Raw genomic sequence first — 20,285 nt, 5'->3', positions numbered from 1 at the left:
AAAAAACAGAGAAAAAATATGAACTTTATTCAAACACGCGGCGTAGATAAGAAAAAGCCGCAAACGGTTACCTTTTCGGAAGCAATATTGAGTCCTATAGCATCTTTTGGCGGTTTATATGTCCCGCAAAATCTTCCTGCTCTCGGAGAAGAATTTTTACAAAAGCATTTGAACTCTTCTTATAAAGAACTTGCAGCAGATATGTTGGATCGTTTTGAAATAGATATAGCAAAAGAAGTGATTGATGAGGCACTGAGTCTGTATGACAAATTTGATGATGCATCCAATCCTGTCCCTGTTGTAAAAGTCAAAGAAAACCTCTATATCAGTGAACTGTATCACGGGCCTACTCGCGCATTTAAAGATATGGCACTGCAACCCTTTGGTGTAGTTCTTTCTTCTATCGCACAGAGATTAAATGAAAATTATTTGATTTTAGCTGCAACAAGCGGAGATACCGGTCCTGCGGCACTTGAAACTTTTAAAAACAAAGCAAATGTAAAAGTTGCATGTCTCTACCCGGATGGCGGAACAAGTGATGTGCAGCGTCTGCAGATGGTGACAGAAGATGCACTAAACCTAAAAGTCATCGGGATAAACGGTGTTTTTGATGATGCACAAAGCGCTTTAAAACGTTTACTGGCTTCACAAAGTTTCAAGAATGCATTGCAAAAAAAAGATATGAAACTCTCAGCAGCAAATTCAGTCAATTTTGGACGTATAATATTTCAGATTATTTATCATATTCACTCTTATCTGGAGCTGGTTCGTCAAAATGCAGTCACAATGGGTGAAAAAGTGTATCTGAACGTCCCAAGCGGGAACTTTGGAAATGCTCTTGGGGGATATTATGCCTGGAAAATGGGTCTGCCTGTTGAAAAAATCATTATTTCATCAAATGAAAACAATGTGCTTACGCGTCTGATTCGTGACGGGAAATATGATTTGAGAAATTGTGAAGTTATCGGTACGACATCACCTGCTATGGATATTTTAAAGTCATCAAATGTTGAAAGAGTTTTGTTCGATCTGTTTGGAGAAGACAGAACAAAAGAGTTAATGCAAAATCTTGAAGAAAATAATTTCTATGAATTGACAGCGGATGAACTTACAAAGCTTCGTGAGTGTTTTGATGCTGATTTTTGTACAGGAGAAGAGGGTAAAAAATACATCAAAGAGACTTTTGAAAAATATAACTATTTGATGGATCCGCATACGGCTACATGTATGAAATCCTATGAAACATGTTCAAAACCTGAGATTAAGACTATTGCCTATTCGACAGCTGAGTGGACGAAATTTTCTCCGGTAATTGCAAATGCACTGACAGGAGAGATTGATATGAAAGATATTGATGCGTTAGAATCAATATCGAGAGTGGCAAATTTTGAAATTCCAAAGATGATACAAGAGTTGTTTACAAAACCGATAGTGCAAAAAACAGTGATAGAAAAAGAGGAAATAGAAGAAGAGATACTTAAATTTTTATAACATTTTCAAAAAGTGATAAATCATTATTATTAACAGTTTAAGTTGTCATTAACTATTAAAGATGTAAAATAACTTTAATAGGAAAAATTATGAATAAAACAACAACTGAGGATAAGTTAAAGCAGAAGCGGAATATGCTTTATTACAATCAGCTGATACTGAATGAAAGACGTGCAAAGTCTTTTCATGGAAGAAAAGCAAAAACAGCTAAAAAGCGTACAAGTTTTGGTTCTCAAAAAGTCGATTTTAAAGATTATCTGTTTATTCCCGAACAATGGGAATTCGTTGCATACATACTCTATTTTGTCGGTATCCCCTATACCGTTGGAGCTTTGTTTTTATTTTTATTTATAGCAAATGCAAATTGGGAAAGCTTTCAGTTACTGAATCTCAATGCATTTCCTGTAGTTTGGCTGATAGGGTATGAAATAGTCTCTGTCTGTCTGTTGATCTGGATTATGATTCTGTATTTAACCTATGAAGCAGAAGACGGGTATTAAAGCAGCCCAGTCTTACAGCTTCACTGCTTTTTTATAGGCTTCTTCTATTGCTTGGATGCAGGCATTGCGAACATTTCCTTTTTCGAGTGCAGCATATCCTGCTGCTGTTGTTCCTCCCGGGCTCATGACACCGTCTTTAAGCAGTGCAGGGTGTATTTCCTGGATAAGCTCTCCAAAACCGTCAAACAAACCACGCATAATAGCCATGGCATCTTCGCGTTTGAGTCCCTGCTTGACTGCTCCGTCGCTTAAAGATTCTGCAATAAGTGCAAGATAAGCAGGACCGCTGCCGGCAAGAGCTGTTGCTATGTCTATTTCTTTCTCGTTTGCCAGCCATCTTGTTGATCCGATAGAATTAAAAAGCGTTTGTGCTTCTTCTTTATAGGCGGTATCTCCTGTAAGTGTTGTTATGGATTTTCCAACACTCGCCGCAAGGTTTGGCATAGCTCTTACAACTGCAGATGTGTTAAAATGATCTTTGAGTTTTTGAATGCCTGTTCCTGCCAAAACCGAATAGAGTACCTCTGCTCTGCCTTGCAGTTTTTTTGACACTTCTTCTACATTTGCCGGCTTTACACACAGGAGAATATTTTTATCTTCAATATTAAAATTATCAAGAAGAGATTTCTTTACATGTAAACCGAGTTTTTCTTCAAAACTGTCTAACTTTTTACGGTCTCTTCCAACTACTTCTATTTTGTAACTGTTTTTTAAACCTTTGGCAATGCTGAGTGCCATATTGCCATTTCCGATAAATGTAATTGTTTTCATACAAGTCCTAAATGTTTTATGGTAGTATAACATTATTAAAATAAAGTCTAAAAAATGGGTGAGGATATGGAACAATTTTTAAAAGAAGCAAAGACTGCGAGTAGAGTATTTAACAGTTTGAGCGGACGTGATAAAAACAAAATACTACATGAAATGGCAAATGCTTTACGTGCCAATACTATGGATCTTATAGAAGCAAATGCTATTGATATGCTTGAAGGTGAGAAGAACAAATTAAGTTCTGCATTGATGGACAGACTTTTTTTGGACGAGGAGAGAATAGAGTCCATGGCAAAGGCTGTAGAAGAGATAGCTGCACTCAAAGAACCGGTAGGACGCGTACTTGACGGGTGGTTGACTGAAGATGGGCTGAAAATAGAAAAAGTGAGTATTCCTATTGGGGTTATCGGTATAATTTACGAATCACGCCCTAATGTTACGAGTGATACAGCTGCTCTTTGTTTTAAGAGCTCAAATGTCTGTGTCCTTAAAGGCGGCAAAGAAGCAGAACGCTCAAACAAAGCAATCGCAAAAGTTTTAAAAGCAGTCTTGGAAAATCATGATTTGCCGACATCTCTTATATCTTTGATTCCGGACAGTTCCCGTGAAGGTGTGGCCAAACTTATCAAAATGGATAAATATGTAGATCTGATTATTCCTCGCGGAGGAGCAGGGCTTATAAAATTTGTCAGTGAAAATGCAACGGTAAGTGTTGTCAAACATGACAAAGGGCAGTGTCATACCTATATAGACAAGGACGCAAATATTGAGAGCGCTGTAAAAATTGCATTGAATGCAAAAGTACAACGACCGGGTGTCTGTAATGCTATGGAGACACTGTTGGTAGACAAAACAATAGCAAAAGAGGTACTTCCTCTTTTAAAAGAGGCGTTTGACAATGCAAATACACAATTAAAGGGCTGTGTGCAAACTCAGGAAATAATCAGTGTTGCAGAGGCGACAGATGCCGATTATGATACTGAGTATTTGGCAAATATTTTAAATTTGAAGGTTGTTGAGGGTGTCAACGGGGCAATTGAGCATATAGTACGTTTCGGCTCAGGACACTCGGAAGCTATTGTTACTGAAAATATCACTACAGCAGAGAAATTTTTAAACAACATTGATGCAGCGGCAGTTTATGTCAATGCCTCTACCCGTTTTACAGACGGAGGCGCTTTTGGCTTTGGTGCAGAAGTGGGAATCAGTACAAACAAACTCCATGCAAGAGGGCCTATGGGAATAGAAGGGTTGACAACGTATAAATACAAAATTTACGGAAGCGGGCAGATAAGATGATGTTGACAATTGACGAATTAAAAAGTATTGTTTTTTTTGAAAATCTCAATGAAAAAGAGTTGAAACTGTTACTTTCAATCACAAGAAAGAGAAGTTTTTCTCAAGGTGAAATTCTTTTTTATGAAAAAGACAAAGCACAGCATCTTACGATGGTGCTTGAAGGTGTTGTGAAAATTTATAAAATAGATCCAAAAAACAATGAAATTATTCTGCATCGGTTTAGACCAAAAAGCATGGTGGCCGAAATGGCGGTTTTTGAAGGTATTCCTTATCCTGCTTCTGCTGCTTTTGAAAGTGACGGGAGTGTTTTAGAGATAGACTTTGAAAAATTCAAAGAGTATTTTCTTGGAAATCAAGATATCTCTTTGGCTCTTTTTAAATCACTGACCCAAAAAATCAAGCATCTTGACAATGTGATAGCCTTGAATGTTGTTCTGGACTCAACGGCAAGAGTTGCAAAATATATTTGTGAAAATGACGAGGCACTGAAGATGAAAAACAATCAGCTTGCACAATATCTGCACATGACTCCCGAGACACTCTCGAGAATACTGAAGAAATTTACAAAGTTAGAATTTGTAAAAAAAGAGGCAAGTTCATACAAAATTACAAACAAAGAGGCATTAACCATCCTTTTTGAGTGATTTTTCTCTTTTTATTGATATTGGTCAACCTGTTATTACGCTTTCTTGATTACAATCATGAAATCTTATAAGTAAAAGGATTGATAATGTCACATATACCCAATGAAGCTGAAAAAATAGTTGTTGACGGCGCTACCGTTGATTTTTATAAATTGCAAAAAGATGGAGAAAGTACCTATTATTTTGATACATCAAAAGAGGGGCCGCCACACCCAATGGTAAATGCAATGGCAGGCTTGGCTCTTATAAAAGGAACTAATGACACTTTGGTGATGATAAACCATAAAGCACCGGGAGGACTTTTTGCAAAACTTGAAGATGATGTGAAGTATGATATACAAGAGCTGGATGACGGTTTGGTAAAAGTTGTTTTTTCATATAACAAAGATGCTGCAAGTGAATCTGATTTGACACAGACAAGTTGTGGCGGTTGAGTTGAGTAATGGTAAAAATATCGCAGGACTTTGCACCGCCGTTTAAACTGATAGCTCCTTTTTTCCTGATAGGGAGCCTGTTTTATTTTTTTGCATCAGTCTATCTTTTTTCATTTGATGCTGCAAATCTCTCTTTTGTCAACCCGGATATGATGGCATTTGTACATCTGTTTTTATTGGGTTTTGTCATGATGGTGATTTTTGGTGCAATGGCACAACTGGTTCCGGTTGTTCTTGAAGTCGGACACTTTGGTGTAGAACTTTTTTATGCAATTTGGCCGTTGCTGCTCACGGGTACACTGCTCATGGTGTTCGGATTTTTGTATTTTCCCGCGCTGCTGCCTTACGGCGGTGTGACTGTATTGATATCTATGCTGATATTTGTAGGCGAAATTTTTTTAACAATATTTAAAGTCAAAAAATTAACTTTGGTGATGAGCAGTCTGCTTATTTCAAACACTTTTTTGTTCTTCGGAATAATTTTTGGGCTTTTAATGGCACTCTCTTATGCCGGAACAGTTTCTTTGGATATTGCATCCTTGCTGAAGGCCCATGTCTATGCGGTTTTAGGCGGTTACATTGCGATAACCATTATGGGACTCTCTATTGTGCTTGTTCCTATGTTTACGCTCTCACACAGCTTTTCTTTGAAACCGTTAAAGATTTCTTTGATTATGATGAGTATGGCTGTTGTGAGTGTTGTCATATCTTCATTTTTTAAGATAGATATACTGGCCTATACCGGCTATGCTTTGGCAGCTGTTTCGATGATCGTCTATTTCTATCTTATCTATATAATTTACAGTACAAGACCAAGAAAAGAGAACGATATCTATGCGGTCTCTTTGATGTTCTCTTATATTTCCATGTTGGTTTCCATTGTGATTGTCGTGTTTTATTTTCTGACACAAAAAGAGGAATTTTTACTGGCCTCTATGTGGCTGTTCTTTTTTGGATTTTTTGCTTTTTTGATTACAGGGCATATTTACAAAATAATTCCGTTTTTGGTCTGGTTTGAAAAGTTTTCACCATTGGTAGGGAAACAGAAGGTTCCGATGCTGGCAGATATGGTACCGTACAAAAGTTCGCAGGCTCAGTTTGTATTTTGTGCAGTCGGTGTTGTTTTGATTACCATCGCAATACTTACAAAAGGTGATGCATTGCTGCATGCCGGTGCTTCTTTTCTTTTTATAGGAACATTGGCATTTATCAGAAATGTATTTTATATGATAAATTTTAAAGCATAAAATTTTAGAAGAGGAGAATTACATGTATACAAAAGATGAATTATTTCAGGCAATTTCAACGGTTATAGATCCGGAAGTAGGTTTTAATCTTGTGGAAATGGGTCTTATCTATGATGCCAGTTGTGATGAAGAGGGGAATGCTAAAGTAGTCATGACGCTTTCAACAAAGGCCTGTCCTATGCATCAGATGATTTTGCAATGGGTAAAAGAAGCAGTAGAAAAACTGCCAAATGTAAAAAGTGCTGATGTAGAAGTTGTCTGGGAACCGCAGTGGAATATTTCCATGGCTGATGAAAATGTCAAAAAAGCACTGGGTGCTGCCTGATTGTATGAGCCTACTCTTGAGGCTCATGTTTTAAATAACTGTTTTTTATCAGTATCATTTCATATACCGAAACTTTTGGCATCGCTTCGTCTATAAGTCGGTCTGTATCTTTATATTTACCCTGCATTCTTTTTATATCATCATAGGCTTTCGGCTTGACTTCACTTGTTGCAACAGAAATAACAGCAGCCCATATAAGAATAATGGCAATCCATACTATTTTTTTAGCACCGGCATACACGCCTAAAAAATGAAAGATAATTGTCAGAACAATTCCAATACTCAACAAAAATGTCAAACTCATAAATGTATCCTTTCTCCTTCTGGGGTAATTGTAATATTTGCATCTTTAAACATCTGATCTCCAAAATCTTTGACACCCAGGGTTCCCAGCAGCATTAAAATGACAACTAAAAACAAAAAAATGACAGCCATACCATATCTTTTGAGTTTACTTATCATTTTCAGTCTCATCTTTTGGGGCAATAGGTGAATAGTCTACGCATCTTGCCGTATGAAAATCTCTGATAAAATCAGGATTTTTGAAGTAATCACCATCAAGTCTCCATCCAAGCTTTTTTGAAATCAAAACAGATTGTGAAATGGTTCTTCTCATCTTGTTTTCACAGATAACAGTCTTGCCTTCATTAAAGATTTCTTTGACACCCTGCATTCTTTTGGTAGTTACAAAATAATGAATACCTATCATAATGGCAAATATGGCAAATATACCAGACATTCCTTTTTTAAAGGCACCTTTTGGCATAAAATCCCTTGTTGTGACAAAGGCGGTAATGGCCAAAAAAAATATTCCTATTACAATATATGCAATTTCCAGTTCAAAAAATCTTTCCATTATATTTCTCCTTTATGCAACTGTAGCATGTTTTTTTTCCCATTCGGCAAATTTGGGTGTGAAATACTCAATTCTTACCTTTTTAAACTCTTTTGATGAGTACAGAGGCATGTAGTCTTTTGATTCTATCTCCTGTGCCATCTCCGCAATCATGGCATTTGTCTCTTGGGTCGTTTTTCCGTGGACCATTGTAAAGAGATTATAGGGCCAGTTTTTGTATTTTGGACGCAGGTAGCAGTGACTTACGGCAGAAAAAGCCGCTGCCTTTGCACCTATGGCATCGCCGAGTGTTTCATCAATATCCCAGACAACCATGGCATTTGCATTAAAACCTGCTTTTCTGTGGTTTAATATGGAAGCAAACCGTCTCATGACACCGGCTTTCTGCAACTCCTGCAGGGTATTGAAAAAGGTTTCGTAGTCTATATCAAGATCATTGATGATATCAGCAAACGGTTCGCTGACAAAGTCAATGTCATACTGTACTCTCTGAATAATTTTATGGTGTAAAGGTGTCAGTTCTATATCTTTATGGACAACTTTTTTTACCTCTTCTTTTTTTTCGTCTTTTCCTGTCGTATTGAGTTTGACATTGATCTTAAAAAGCTTCAGGGTAGGCAGAACAATATAATCATCTGCCTCTGCAAGGCTGGCAAGCGTTTGTATTGTTCTTTCTAAACCCAAAACAGAATCAGGTGCAACTGCCATGGTAAACCAGATGTTAAAATCATGGTTTCTTTCGTAGTTATGCGAAACACCGGGATGGGCATTGATAATCTTTACGGCACTGTTGATTTTTTCTTCGGGAATTTTAAACGCAACCAGAGATGATTTGTACCCCAGGCGTTTTGTGTCAAATATGGCGGAAGTCTGACGTATGATATTTGCTTTTTTTTCTGCTTGCAATATCTCTAAAACTTCATCTTCTCGCATACCCAACTCATCAGCAATCACCTCAAAAGGTTTTTGTACCAACGGAAACTTTTTCTGTATTCTTGAAAGTATCTCTTGTTTCATCTGTATTACTTTATATTAATTTTTAGCATAATGATTGTATCTATCTTTATCTAAATTTAAATTGATATTTGTCAAGAACTTTATGTCTGTATATGTTATGATTAGATTACAAAAACTTAAGTAAGGGTATTTGGAATGGCTTATTTTCCGGCATTTTTAAAATTAGACGGTAAAAAAATTCTTATAGTAGGTGGCGGAAATGTTGCGTATGAAAAGTTGGAACATCTTCTTGATTTTACAAAAGACATACATATCATTGCAAATGAATTTTCACAAGAGATGCTGCAACGTATACAGGAAGAAAATCTTGTGTATGAAAAGCGTAAGTACACAAAAGGTGATATACGGGAGTTTGCTGTTGTAGTGGTTGCTGTGGACAGTATTGCACTGCAGGCGGAGATATTTGAGGAGTCCAAGCAGTACAATTGTTTGTGTAATGCTGTGGACTCAGTGGCCTATTGTGATTTTATTTTTCCTTCGTATGTAAAAAAAGAGGATCTGATTATTGCAATATCAACTTCAGGTGCTTCTCCTGCAATGGCAAAACATTTAAGAAAGTATCTGCAAAAGATGATTCCAGGTGGAATTTCGGAGTTTTTGCAGGAGATGAAAAAACTGCGTAAAAGTTTGCCCAAAGGAAAAGAGAGAATGAAAATGCTTGATGAAAAAGCAAAAAAATATATAGAAAATTGGAGTCAGTAATGAATGCTAAAAAAGGATTGTTTTTAGGGATGTTGTTTGCATTTTTTGCACTTGGGTTTATAGCGATACAAAAAGCTACCCCGGATACAAAGCCGCACAGAATTTACAAAGAGATTAAAGTCTACAGTCCGTATAAGTTTGAAAAAACAATCGGGGGTCTTGCCATTGTAGATACAAGAACAGGGACCAAAGAGAAACCGGATGCGGCAGATTCATTGTACCGTATGGATGAACTGGACCAGAAGTGGGGAAAAAAACATTTGAAAGTTATCGGAAATGATGTTGTCGTCCTTGGTGATGCAAATCAAACAGTGAGAAAAATCTATATAGAGACAAAAGAAGAAAGAGACTGGCTGAAAAAGTTTTTTGGTATCTAATCTTATATTCGTTTTATAAAGGGAGTGCATTATGCTACGTTTGACTTTCCTGGCAATTTTTATTATTGTTGTATGGATAGAACTGCTCCCTTATATAATCCCAAACAAACCAAAAGAAATTTACAGTGATGAGAAACTTCGGGAAATTGCCTTAAGCAGAGGCATGTCTCCTATACCAAAAGAGTATAGCGGCTTTTTAAAACTGCTTGATTCCAAAGAGAACCCGATAACAAAAGAGAAAGTTGCCTTGGGCAAAAGTTTGTATTTTGACAAAATACTTTCTCAGGACACATCAGTCAGTTGTGCTTCTTGTCATATGTTGGGTGAAAATCCGCACAATAAAAAGCAGTTTTTAGATGACCTGACTCGTCCGCAGGCCAAAACTGACTGTATGGTATGCCATATAAAAGATCAAAGCGGCAGTGACAGACTTGCAACTGCTATTGGTACAGAAGGAAAAACCGCTCCCAATCATTTAAATACCCCTACAATCCTAAATTCTGCTTTGGCAAAATACAGAATGTGGGACGGGTCTGCAACAACTTCAAAATCTGCTATTGCTCCGATGATACATGGCAAATATACAATGAATTTATCAACGCAAGAGGTCGAAGAAAGAGTCAAAAAAAACAATGCATATAAACAAAAGTTTGACAAAGTTTTTGAAGACGGAGTGACTTTTGAAAATGTGTGTAAGGCTTTGGATGTATATCAGAAAACGCTGCTTACCCGAAGTGCCTATGACAGATTTTTAGAGGGTGATGACTCTGCTATGAGTGAGGAGGCAAAAAGAGGTTTCAGAAATTTCATTCAGCTTGGATGTAAGGGATGCCATACCGGTATAACGGTCGGAGGACAGACAATTCAAAAGTTTCCGACACGCAATTATAATCATATCATAGATGTAACGGGAATTTTCAGCACAGAGTTTATCGGTCGTGATGTAGCTGCTTTTGATTTCAATATCAAACCCTACAGCAGATATCCATTTGAAAATAAAGGCGGCTTTTTGGGAAAAAACAATGAACAGCTTTTTCGGGTACCTGTTTTAAGAAATGTAACGAAAACATCTCCCTATTTTCATAACGGAGCCGTATTTGATTTACGGGAAGCTGTCCGTATTATGGGGAAATATCAGTTAAGCATGGAGTTAACAGAGATACAGATAGATGAAATCGTAGCATTTTTAAAGTCACTTGAAGGTGATGTTGTCGAGTATAAGGAACTGCAATGAAAATTTTATATATAAACCTTGATATTCTCTTTATGTTTGTCAGTGGAATTTTGCTGATGAACTATTTTTCGCTGCAATGGTCCTATTTTCGAGTGATAGAATTTCTTCACATTTTTGGTTCTGTAGTCCTTACACTGTTTTTTGTGCTTCCTTTTTTATATAAGCATATTTATGAGAGTATGATAATTATGAAACACAAAAGCAAAAGCGGATTGGCATTTGCTTTTGTGTTTGTGTTTTTGCTCGTCAGCGGAACGTACCTGTTCTTGATAGGCAACAGAGGCGGTGATATCTATGGTATTATCTCATACTATATACATCTTTATGGCTCTTTTGTCTTGCTGTTCTTTTTTGCACTGCATCTGAGAAAGTTTTTTGCAGTAAAAAAAATGACAGCTGTTCTTCCTCTCTTGCTGATATTCTTCCCAAACTATGCCTATTCAAGTTCAGAGAAACTGACAAATATCATCTTTACAGACGGTGCAAAACATCACCACAGCATAGACTGGACAAACTCCGTTACATGTAAGGCCTGCCATCCGGCTGTCTTTCAACAATGGGCGGATTCAAACCACAGGCATCTTGCCGATTCCAATCCATACTATATGGTGCTTGAAAATTTAGCCGAAATGGACAGAGGCAAAGAGTTCAGACAATGGTGTATGGGTTGCCACAATCCGAGTGCCGTGAGTATGCATCAGGAAAGAACTACACATTTTATGCAAGACAATATTATGCCGGAACCGCTTTTTACCAAGGGATCAAAAAATCTGATAAATGAATTTGAAAAACATCCAAACAGACTTGAACAGGGTGTTTCCTGTATTGCATGCCACCGTATAACAGATGCAAAGCCGACGGGAAACAGTTCCTACAGTCTTAATCTTACAAAAAGAAAAAAATATCTGTATGAAGATGCGCATGCAGATATGAAAGTCTGGATCACGCAGAAGCTTATCAATGCAAAGCCAAAGGTTCATAAACAGGAGTATATGAAACCTTTATACAAAAAAAGCGAGTATTGTGCTTCTTGTCATAATGAGTTTCTGCCGCATAGCGGGAAAAAAGTTGTCTCAACGTACGAACAGTGGAAAAAATCACCCTACAACAATCCGAAGAAGCCAAAGGAGCACAAAGAGTGTATCGACTGCCATATGACCTATTTGAAAAACGGAAAATTCTCTCCGCTTGAAGGCAGGTCAACTCTCGGGGGAAAACATAAAAAGGATATCAAAGTACACTATTTTGCAGGCGGAAACCATTTTCTTGCCGGCTTGAAAAACAAAGAGAATGAGTCTCAGTCCATACAGCTTTTAAAAACATCGGCAAAACTGGATGTGAAACTTGACAAAGGGGTTTTGTCTGTAGGTGTAAAAAATGTGGGGGCTGGACACAAACTCCCGACAGGCGCGGCAGATTTTCGGGAACTCTGGCTTGATATAACAGTAAAAGACAAAAGCGGAAAAATTGTTTTTAGCAGCGGAAAACTGAATAAAGAGGGAGAGATTCAAAAAGGTTCTGTCATTTTCAACAAAGTATTTGGAGACAAAGAGGGCAAACCGGTAGGATTGTTTTTTTGGCGATATGAAAAACTGCTCAAAGATACAAGAATCCCTGCAGGCAAACGGGTTGTAGAAAAATTTTCATTGCAAAAAGAGCTGCAGTATCCTTTACATGTAAACATAAAGCTTAACTTTAGAATTTATCCGCAATGGGTGACAAATATTGTCAAAGCGGCATACCCGCAACTTCCGGATCCGCCGGTAATTACAATAGCAGATCTGGAAAAAGATTTTGATTAGACTTCTTGTATTGCTTTGTTTCTTTTTCATGGAGGGAGAATCATTTATACTTGAAAACTCTTACAGCAATGCCCATCAAAAAGCTGTTCAGGAAAATAAAATACTGATGGTCTATCTGACAAAAAAACACTCTGCTGCCTGCAATAAAGAGCTTTTTAAAATTATCAACAGCAAAAAAGTTTCATCGCTTATTGAAAAATATGCAGTTTTTGTTATAGTCTATCAAAAACAAAAAGAGAGTTTTCCTATAGAAATGCTCTATACTGTGCAATATCCAACGCTCTTTTTTCTTGACGAAAATGAGCTCTTTCGCTGCAAGGCATTGCGAGGACATATGAAACCCAGTGATATAGCCGGGTGTTTAAAGCAAAAGTAGATGTTTACTCCTTGATGTTTTTATTGCAAAGCTTCAAAAGCATCATCAATTGTTTTGTATTGTTGGGCTATAAAAAGATAGACTGCGGCATTGAGTTTTGCCAGTTTTAAATATTCATCAGAAGGGTTGTTAAGTTGTTCGAGTGAGTCTGCAAGAGTGATCTGGTCCCAGGATTTTTTATAATGTATGCCGTAGTATTGCGGGTCTATAATGATCTCTTTGACTTCATCTGTTTCAATCATCCAAAGGCGTCCTTTGCTGAAAAGTTCCGGTGTTCCTTCATTCCCCTGAATTAAGGCAAAACGTTCATATCTGTCTGCAAAAATTTCAACATATTTCTTGACATAAGGTTTGTGAAAGACGCCTGTAATGGCATATTTGCTGTTTGCAGCTTTTGGAAGTTTCTCTATTGTATTGAACCCGCTTCTGAGTCCCAGTTTGTTTCTGATATCTGTCAGCTTATGGAGTTTGTTGCAATACTCTTTTCTGTCAAAATATTTAATATTTGGATGAAGATCTATCTCCTGGCATATATTTTTAGTGGTGATACCATCTTTTGCCGGCTGTTTTTCATCTCCCATAATGACAAGTTTCAATGCTGTCTTTTCTAACATTTGCGCAACCAGAGGAAATATATACGGATTTTTTGCTTTACCGTCAAAAGGGTATCCCAATTCTATTGAATCCGGAATATTCTCTTTGCGGGTATATTCGTCACATGCGCTTAAAGCTCCTCGGAACTCCTCTGTCGTTTCAGGCTTGAGTCTCCATCCAAGCAGGAATGCGGCAATTTGTTCGCTTGGAACACTCTGGTTCAAAACCTGCTCCATCATATCTTTGCTTTCTTCAAAGCTTAAATCTCTGTTGCCTTTTGGACCGGTGCCTACCGCATGTATATATTTAAAAAAATCCATTCAATACCTTTTGTTTTTTTCTTGCATCAAGTGTATCAAAAGTATATAAATATAACTACTCTTCTGTCGCTTCAACCTCTTTTTTTATAGCTTCTTGCAAATCAGCGTCTTTTGGTGAGATATTAAAATAATTTTTTGCAAAAGTAATGGTAACTGCTTTCATTTTACCATTTTCTTCTTTTTCTCCGATAAGCATATTTTCTTTAAACTCAGTGATTCTCCAACCGTTTTTTTCACCGGCTTCGCGAATGAGAGTATGGACTTTTTTGAGTGGAATCTCATGTTTGAAGTGTGTGAAATCAGCTGTTTTTACATCTTCGGATGATATTTTTGCTGTTGAGCAGGCATTGAAAAGCAGAGTGCTTAAAAGTATCGAAATCGTCGAAATTATGATTTTTTTCATAGTAACCCCTTTGTTATATGATATAATAATAATTATAAAGAAAAATTTAATTTCGAGGAATTTTGATGACACTTCACGATGTTATGATTATTTTGGTGCTGACTTTCCCAATGTTTATTTTTACAATCTATCCGGCAATTCGACTCAGTGATTATCTGGAGGCACATCACGGGATACAAGAGTCTCAAAAACGCTCTGTAATGTTAGCGGTAACATTTTTGGGTGCCCTGTTTCTCTCCTCTTTATTGTATTATATATGACAAAAGGAATTGTATGAAAAAATTACTTTCTATACTGTTGCTGAGTGCATTGTTATACGGGTCAGATGCTGCTTTTGAAGCCTTTCATGCCGGAAATTATAAAAAAGCATTTTCATTGTTAGACACAGAAGCGAAGCAGGGGAGTATCAATGCAACCTATAATTTGTCGCTGATGTATTACAACGGGTATGGAGTAGAACAAAATATCTCTAAAGCAGCCGAACTGTTAGAACGTGCGGCAAAAGCGGGGCATAAAAAAGCGCTGCAAAATGTAGGCCGTATTTATATGCAGACAATGAATTTTGACAAAGCCGCAGAGTGGCTGAAAAAAAATGCAAAAGAGGGTGATACCAAAGCCTGTTATCTGTTAAGTGAAATCTATGTTACACAAAACAAATTCAAAGAGGCAAAGAAATGGGCCCAAAAGGCTATAGACGCAGGAAATCCCGAAGCTGCACTCTTGTATAAAGAGTATAAGTTACAAAACTATTAGTGATGAAACCAGTCAAGCTGTTTTCTGAGTGTAACAACTTTTCCGACTATAATGAGTGCGGGAGTTGGTACACCTTCTGCTTTTTGCACAATATCACCGAGTGTTCCGACAACAACACTCTGGTCTTTTGTCGTACCGCGTGAAATGACAGCGCAGGGATAATCTTCAGGCTTGCCTACTTCTATCAGTTTTGATGAAATTTTAGAAAGATTATGCAGTCCCATTAAAAATACGATGGTGTCATCTGTTTTGAAATTTTCCCAGGCAATCTGGGACTCTTTTTTGTTTGGGGATTCATGCCCTGTAACTACTCGAAAACTCACGGCAATGCCACGGTGAGTGACCGGAATGCCGGCATAGGCAGGAACGCTGACTGCAGAGGTGATGCCGGGAATAATTTCGAATTTTACACCTCTTTCATGCAAATATGCTCCCTCTTCTCCGCCGCGTCCAAAGACAAAAGGATCTCCGCCTTTTAAGCGGACAACTACATTGTGCTTGAGCGAGTTTTGGTAAATAACTTCATTTATCTCTTCTTGAGGAAGTGTATGCCTGCCGTCTTCTTTGCCGACATAGACAAATTCACATCCGTCTTTTGTCATTTCTAATATTTCCGGATTTGCCAAACGGTCATATATGATGACATCGGCCTCACCGATAACTCTGTGTGCTTTCATTGTTAACAGCTCAATATCTCCGGGTCCGGCACCGGTTAAATAAACTCTACTCATTGTTTTTTTCCTCATAAATAAAAATACCTGAAGGCTTCTTGATGGTAAAAATTTCGCGTTTTAACCACCATCCTTTTGTATTTATTACAGCGATTTTGTTAGCATCATTGACAGAAACATACAGATAAGGTTTTTCCCGGGACCATCTTACATGTAACACCTTGCCGTCAAACTGAAATCTTTTAATGACTTTGAGTGTTTTTGTATCTATGATTTGAATGATCGGAAACTTTTTACCGCTGAATGTCACAGCCAAATATTTTTTATCCGGTGAAAGGGCAGTAAAAACAGGCATTCCTTCAGTTTTAATAGCTGTAATAAATTTAAATTTTGGAGTAAAGACAAAAACTTTGTTGTCTCCCACCGCAGGAATGAAGATTTTAGAATGGCTCACTGACCAGAAACCGAAATGCGGTACTTTTAAAACCGGTTCTCTTTCTCCCAACTGTAATGGAATTTTTTTAAATTTCATGGTATCCAAGTTGAGTTCGCCTATCCAGGGACTGTTGAAAAAGCCGTTGACATATTTATTGCCATCAAGTAAAGCGTCAAAAGGCATAATTCCCACATCTTTAAACTCTTTGTAGAGAACAAAATGCGGTTTGCCTTTGCCTTTGTTTGTGTCTTTGTAAACGGCAATCGTGTCTTTGTCCATCTCTGAAAAAACAAGATAGTTTTTATAGATTTTTATACCAACATTGCGTGAACCGGTTTTGAGCTTTTGTATGGGCTGCAGATTACGGGATAAAATATCTACACTTTTGTCATCATAGTTGGCAACGGCGACATAGTTTTTGTTAATGACAAACCCTATGGCACTTTTGCTTGTTTTATATTCGGAAAGTTTTTTTTCGCTGACAGGATTAAATCTTATAATATAGCCGTCGCGGGAGATAAGATAGCCGTCCTTGCCATAAAACTTCATAACACCATGATTCATATTGTGCATATGCTCCATATGGTTTCTTGGGAGCCCGTCTTCTATGACTGCTACCGAATTACTCTCTCTCTCAACAACAAAGACTTTTTCATGTGCACTTGCATTTACATGTAAAGACAAGGCTGTTAATACAACTGCTAAAATTTTTCTTATTTTCATTATACTGTCTCTCTTTCTTCTTGGGTTAAATAACAGGATGGATCTTCACTCCACAGGTTACCTGTTATTGCATACGCACGTGCGCGACTGCCGCCGTTACATATATCTATCTGCTTACATGTACTGCAAATACCGCTGATTTGTTTTCTTGGATGAATTCTCAGCTCATCCAATAATGCTCCGTTTTGCCAGATATCACCAAAGTCCTGATGAATAATGTTGCCTACTATAAGCGGGAAGAACGGGTCAGGACGCACATCGCCTTCGCTGTTTATGTTGAGGAGTTTTCGACCTGCGGAGTTGCCGCCCCATTTTACAAGTCTTTGTCTCATTTTATCTTTAAGTTCCGGATACTTTTGTGCAAACTTATTGAGAAATGCAACCGCATCCATCTCCATATTTCCGGTCACTATTTCTATGTCACGCCCTGTTTCATAATACTCAAATGCTTTGTTAAGTATAAAATCAACCGCTTTTTTTCTCTGCTCTTTTGTCAAATCCATTTTCAAGTTATCAAGTCCCCGTCCAGAGTAGACTAAATGGGAAATATATATTTTTGGAATATTGTGTTTTTCGACCAAATCAAAAATATATTCCAAAGAATTGATGGTGTCTTTTGTCATAGTAAATCGAATACCGACTTTTGCGCCTGTTTCATTGGCAAGCAAAACAGATTTTAATGTTTCTTTAAAAGCCCCTTTTAGCCCTCTGAAGTAATCATGTGTGGCTTCATCACCGTCTATACTCACACCGACATAGTTAAAGGTATCGGTAATTCTTTTTATATTGCCCTTTGTAAAATAGAGCCCGTTGCTTGAGAGGTAGGTAATGATACCGTTTTCTTTGCAAAAATCGGCGATTTCAAAGAGGTCCTTTCTTGTTAAGGGCTCACCGCCTGAAAAGATGATAAATTTTACACCATTGGCTTTCATCTCCAGGATGGTTTTTTTAATCTGCCCAGTTGTGAGGGTATCTACTTCATCCAAGGTTGATTTTGAGTAACAGTGCAGACAGGAGAGATTACAGCGGTTGGTAAAGTTCCAAATGGCGATACTGCCGTCTAAAATCCTCTCTTTTTTTTCTTCGACAACGGAGGCGATAAGATTTGACAATCGAAACATTATTTTTTACCTTTATAAGAGAGAATATAGTCACTGATGGCATCGAGCTCTTGTGCATTGAGATGAAGCTGTGTCATAACAGTTCTTTTGTAGCCAAAAGCTTTGTACATTGATTTTGGAGAAGCGATATAGGCTTCTATTTCAGATTTTGTTCTTTTTGCGGCAATTTGGGAAAACGGAGGACCAAAGGCCATTGCTGTTTGATGATGGCATCCCCAACAGTAAGTTTGAAAGACTTTTTTACCATCTGGCTTTTGTGCAAAAGCCACAGAGCAAAAAAGTAAAAAAAGAATAATCAGTTTTTTCACTCCATCTCCCTTTTTTAAGAACTGTATATTGCTTATATTGTAGCGAAAATTTACTTGAAATTTTGCTTATAAATCCCAAAAAACAGGGAAAAATTAAATAAAAAGCTTAGATATATAATTATAAAAAAATATTATGAAAAAAAAGATGATTTATATCAAGTAATGAGAGGATTTCTCCCAAAAAAGGGAGAAATATAAAAGTAGAGTCTACGCGCCAGGAATAGACTGTCTGTGTTCGATAGAATATGTAAACGTCGGTGTTGTCAAACCTTCTATATATTTAACAAATTTACCGGTTTTCGCTTCATAAATACCGATACGACCGGCATTCCACTCTGAAACCATTGTCCAATGACCATGATTAGCAGGTTCAGCATGTAAAATACGAGGAATAATTACTTTGCCTTTTTTATCTTTAACAGTAGGGACTTTCCAACTGTAAAGTGTTTTATGCGTTACAGGATCTGTAATAGTTCCTTTTTTTGTACCGACTGTCAAAATTCTATCAGTCTCTAATGTTTGTTTGTTGATAAGGTAGATTTTATTCCAGTTATCTGGACCGCCGAGTACACAATCAGACCAGATAAACGGTGTATGCTCACTTGTACCGACAAATAGACCGCCGCCTGCAGTTCTTACATGTGCAACAACATCCCAGTTGCTGTCCCAAATAACTACATCACCGACATTCATACTGTTTGTCGCATAGAGTTGACCGTATCTGTCATTATACCATGATGAACCTTGACCTGGATGCGGCTTGCTTCCCGGACCTGTGTATACTTTGGCAACCAAAGATTTTGTTTTAAAGTCAACTACACCCATTACATCACTTCCTTGAGAAGCTTGCATTAGGTAACGGCCTATTTCTTTTCCTTCATTTTCAAAACCGTCATGCAGGATTTTACCGATATTTGGAATATCTCCGACAATTGGGAAGTTTGGTTTAGAATAATCTATAATATAGACATGCCCTGCATCTTTGAGTGCAAATGCAATATATGGACCGTATGGAGTATCATAGATACCTGCTACACGAGATGAACCGATATCTCCGTCCATATTAATTACAGATGAAGTTGGGTAAACTTTTAACGGCTCAAGTGTCATTGCATCCATTAAAATTGCACCGCCCGGAACATAGTTTCCTGCCATGAGGTATTTTCCATCAGGTGAAACTGCTAAACCACGAGAATCGGAACCGACTTGTACCTGTGCAATTTTTTGCTGACCTTTTGATGCAAGGTCAAACATAGTGACTAAACCCGAACGAGAGATTGAGTATGCATAACGAGGCTGACGTTTGTTTGTTACTGTTACGTGAACAGCGAAACCTGCAGGGTGACGTGAAAGTATTTTACCACTTGTGCCATCGATAAAAGTAACTCTTTCTGCATCACGTTCTGTAACAAAACAAATATCCGTAACATGTTTTACATCCACTGCATGCGGATATTTTTTTAATAGCTTTGCTCTATCATTAAGTTTTTTCCAGCCTTGTTTTACCGCATCGAGCGTAAGGACTTCTATTTTTTTACCTTTGAAATGCTGAAGATAATCCACCATTTTTTGTGCATCTGCTTGATTCATTTTATTTGCAAATGCAGGCATTGCAGTTCCGGGGCGACCATTTAAAATAACTTCAGCCAGATTGTATGCATTTTTCTTTTCTAATTTTGCAGGACGTAAATCCGCACCGACGCCCCCTTCATGATTTGGACCGTGACAACCCTGACACTCTTTTTCGAACATTTTCTCAACATCCATATGCGAAGTACCCGCAAACAGACCTGAACTGACAACTGCAAACGCTGCAGCTGATATAACTAATTTACCTAATCTCATTTTATTTCTCCTTCTAAAATATGATTAGATATTGAC

The 20,285-nt window shown here is 37.6% G+C and carries 26 protein-coding genes; 14 read left to right on the top strand and 12 right to left on the bottom strand.

The genetic code is table 11. The annotated features are described in order from the left end of the window. Positions 1-18 precede the first annotated feature (18 nt). Entirely contained in the window at positions 19-1,491 is a 1,473-nt protein-coding gene (gene thrC / locus MLC52_RS08480) for a threonine synthase (RefSeq protein ID WP_434580032.1), read from the top strand. Positions 1,492-1,580: 89 nt separating this feature from the next. Next, positions 1,581-1,991, top strand: a complete 411-nt coding sequence (locus tag MLC52_RS08475; protein ID WP_151899947.1) for a hypothetical protein — start codon at positions 1,581-1,583, stop codon at positions 1,989-1,991. A 12-nt stretch (positions 1,992-2,003) separates the two neighbouring features. Here MLC52_RS08475 and MLC52_RS08470 read toward each other — a convergent pair whose 3' ends face one another. After that, positions 2,004-2,762 (bottom strand): pyrroline-5-carboxylate reductase, encoded by a 759-nt coding sequence (locus MLC52_RS08470; RefSeq protein ID WP_434580031.1) that lies wholly within the window; start codon positions 2,760-2,762, stop codon positions 2,004-2,006. A gap of 66 nt (positions 2,763-2,828) precedes the next feature. Between MLC52_RS08470 and MLC52_RS08465 the strand changes: the two genes are divergently transcribed. From MLC52_RS08465 to MLC52_RS08445, 5 genes are all read left to right on the top strand, one after another. Then, complete coding sequence (locus MLC52_RS08465; RefSeq protein WP_151899949.1) at positions 2,829-4,061, top strand: glutamate-5-semialdehyde dehydrogenase; 1,233 nt, start codon at positions 2,829-2,831, stop codon at positions 4,059-4,061. Continuing rightward, positions 4,058-4,705, top strand: coding sequence for a Crp/Fnr family transcriptional regulator (locus MLC52_RS08460; protein WP_434580028.1), 648 nt, complete (start codon positions 4,058-4,060; stop codon positions 4,703-4,705). Before MLC52_RS08465 ends, MLC52_RS08460 begins: the two co-directional genes overlap by 4 nt. Before the next feature lie 86 nt (positions 4,706-4,791). Next, a complete protein-coding gene (locus tag MLC52_RS08455; RefSeq protein ID WP_151899951.1) occupies positions 4,792-5,139 on the top strand; it encodes a hypothetical protein in 348 nt (115 codons plus the stop codon). Between the two features lie 8 nt (positions 5,140-5,147). After that, complete coding sequence (locus MLC52_RS08450; RefSeq protein WP_418640509.1) at positions 5,148-6,386, top strand: hypothetical protein; 1,239 nt, start codon at positions 5,148-5,150, stop codon at positions 6,384-6,386. Between the two features lie 22 nt (positions 6,387-6,408). Then, positions 6,409-6,711, top strand: a complete 303-nt coding sequence (locus MLC52_RS08445; protein ID WP_151899953.1) for a metal-sulfur cluster assembly factor — start codon at positions 6,409-6,411, stop codon at positions 6,709-6,711. Between the two features lie 10 nt (positions 6,712-6,721). On the opposite strand, the gene MLC52_RS08440 is transcribed toward MLC52_RS08445, so the two are convergent. Genes MLC52_RS08440 through ahbA form a run of 4 tightly spaced genes read right to left on the bottom strand, consistent with a single transcriptional unit; the run spans position 6,722 to position 8,584 of the window. Beyond that, a complete protein-coding gene (locus MLC52_RS08440) occupies positions 6,722-7,015 on the bottom strand; it encodes a hypothetical protein (RefSeq protein WP_151899954.1) in 294 nt (97 codons plus the stop codon). Next, the gene (locus MLC52_RS08435; RefSeq protein WP_269138907.1) at positions 7,012-7,146 is read right to left on the bottom strand and encodes a hypothetical protein; all 135 of its coding nucleotides are present in this window, start codon (positions 7,144-7,146) and stop codon (positions 7,012-7,014) included. Before MLC52_RS08435 ends, MLC52_RS08440 begins: the two co-directional genes overlap by 4 nt. Before the next feature lie 16 nt (positions 7,147-7,162). After that, positions 7,163-7,567 (bottom strand): hypothetical protein, encoded by a 405-nt coding sequence (locus MLC52_RS08430; protein WP_418640507.1) that lies wholly within the window; start codon positions 7,565-7,567, stop codon positions 7,163-7,165. A 12-nt stretch (positions 7,568-7,579) separates the two neighbouring features. Further along, positions 7,580-8,584 (bottom strand): siroheme decarboxylase subunit alpha, encoded by a 1,005-nt coding sequence (gene ahbA, locus MLC52_RS08425; RefSeq protein ID WP_434580026.1) that lies wholly within the window; start codon positions 8,582-8,584, stop codon positions 7,580-7,582. 135 nt (positions 8,585-8,719) lie between these two features. On the opposite strand from ahbA, the gene MLC52_RS08420 reads away from it, so the two are divergent. Genes MLC52_RS08420 through MLC52_RS08400 form a run of 5 tightly spaced genes read left to right on the top strand, consistent with a single transcriptional unit; the run spans position 8,720 to position 13,075 of the window. Next, on the top strand, positions 8,720-9,286 hold the full coding sequence (locus MLC52_RS08420; RefSeq protein WP_434580024.1) for a precorrin-2 dehydrogenase/sirohydrochlorin ferrochelatase family protein: 567 nt from the start codon (positions 8,720-8,722) through the stop codon (positions 9,284-9,286). Further along, positions 9,286-9,663 (top strand): hypothetical protein, encoded by a 378-nt coding sequence (locus MLC52_RS08415; protein ID WP_151899957.1) that lies wholly within the window; start codon positions 9,286-9,288, stop codon positions 9,661-9,663. The genes MLC52_RS08420 and MLC52_RS08415 overlap by 1 nt, the downstream gene beginning before the upstream one ends. A gap of 31 nt (positions 9,664-9,694) precedes the next feature. Beyond that, positions 9,695-10,897: a cytochrome-c peroxidase gene (locus MLC52_RS08410; protein ID WP_434580022.1), complete on the top strand. Its 1,203-nt coding sequence runs from the start codon at positions 9,695-9,697 to the stop codon at positions 10,895-10,897. Next, positions 10,894-12,699 (top strand): multiheme c-type cytochrome, encoded by a 1,806-nt coding sequence (locus MLC52_RS08405; protein ID WP_434580020.1) that lies wholly within the window; start codon positions 10,894-10,896, stop codon positions 12,697-12,699. Before MLC52_RS08410 ends, MLC52_RS08405 begins: the two co-directional genes overlap by 4 nt. After that, complete coding sequence (locus MLC52_RS08400) at positions 12,692-13,075, top strand: thioredoxin family protein (RefSeq protein ID WP_434580019.1); 384 nt, start codon at positions 12,692-12,694, stop codon at positions 13,073-13,075. Before MLC52_RS08405 ends, MLC52_RS08400 begins: the two co-directional genes overlap by 8 nt. Positions 13,076-13,095: 20 nt before the next feature. On the opposite strand, the gene MLC52_RS08395 is transcribed toward MLC52_RS08400, so the two are convergent. Together MLC52_RS08395 and MLC52_RS08390 are read right to left on the bottom strand one after the other, a co-directional pair. Then, the gene (locus MLC52_RS08395; protein WP_151899961.1) at positions 13,096-13,989 is read right to left on the bottom strand and encodes a glycosyl transferase; all 894 of its coding nucleotides are present in this window, start codon (positions 13,987-13,989) and stop codon (positions 13,096-13,098) included. A 55-nt stretch (positions 13,990-14,044) separates the two neighbouring features. After that, entirely contained in the window at positions 14,045-14,392 is a 348-nt protein-coding gene (locus MLC52_RS08390; protein WP_434580017.1) for a hypothetical protein, read from the bottom strand. Positions 14,393-14,457: 65 nt separating this feature from the next. On the opposite strand from MLC52_RS08390, the gene MLC52_RS08385 reads away from it, so the two are divergent. Both MLC52_RS08385 and MLC52_RS08380 read left to right on the top strand, forming a co-directional pair. Beyond that, positions 14,458-14,652 carry a hypothetical protein gene (locus MLC52_RS08385; protein WP_151899963.1) on the top strand — a complete coding sequence of 65 codons (195 nt, stop codon included), beginning with the start codon at positions 14,458-14,460 and terminating at the stop codon, positions 14,650-14,652. A gap of 13 nt (positions 14,653-14,665) precedes the next feature. Next, complete coding sequence (locus tag MLC52_RS08380; protein WP_151899964.1) at positions 14,666-15,145, top strand: tetratricopeptide repeat protein; 480 nt, start codon at positions 14,666-14,668, stop codon at positions 15,143-15,145. Here the strand turns inward: MLC52_RS08380 and cobA are convergent. The 5 genes from cobA to MLC52_RS08355 form a co-directional block, all read right to left on the bottom strand. Then, entirely contained in the window at positions 15,142-15,876 is a 735-nt protein-coding gene (gene cobA, locus MLC52_RS08375; protein WP_151899965.1) for a uroporphyrinogen-III C-methyltransferase, read from the bottom strand. The two genes, MLC52_RS08380 and cobA, sit on opposite strands and share 4 nt — an antisense overlap. Next, positions 15,869-16,975 (bottom strand): cytochrome D1 domain-containing protein, encoded by a 1,107-nt coding sequence (locus tag MLC52_RS08370; protein WP_346388980.1) that lies wholly within the window; start codon positions 16,973-16,975, stop codon positions 15,869-15,871. Before MLC52_RS08370 ends, cobA begins: the two co-directional genes overlap by 8 nt. Next, positions 16,975-18,096 carry a radical SAM protein gene (locus MLC52_RS08365; protein WP_434580014.1) on the bottom strand — a complete coding sequence of 374 codons (1,122 nt, stop codon included), beginning with the start codon at positions 18,094-18,096 and terminating at the stop codon, positions 16,975-16,977. The genes MLC52_RS08370 and MLC52_RS08365 overlap by 1 nt, the downstream gene beginning before the upstream one ends. Continuing rightward, on the bottom strand, positions 18,096-18,404 hold the full coding sequence (locus MLC52_RS08360; RefSeq protein WP_151899968.1) for a c-type cytochrome: 309 nt from the start codon (positions 18,402-18,404) through the stop codon (positions 18,096-18,098). The genes MLC52_RS08365 and MLC52_RS08360 overlap by 1 nt, the downstream gene beginning before the upstream one ends. A gap of 207 nt (positions 18,405-18,611) precedes the next feature. Beyond that, positions 18,612-20,249: a cytochrome D1 domain-containing protein gene (locus MLC52_RS08355; RefSeq protein WP_346388979.1), complete on the bottom strand. Its 1,638-nt coding sequence runs from the start codon at positions 20,247-20,249 to the stop codon at positions 18,612-18,614. Positions 20,250-20,285 lie beyond the last annotated feature (36 nt).

The organism is Sulfurimonas sp. NW15 (genome assembly GCF_051132285.1).
GTDB classification, from domain to species: Bacteria; Campylobacterota; Campylobacteria; order Campylobacterales; family Sulfurimonadaceae; genus Sulfurimonas; species Sulfurimonas hydrogeniphila.
This window is presented reverse-complemented; position numbering and strand designations above follow the sequence as displayed.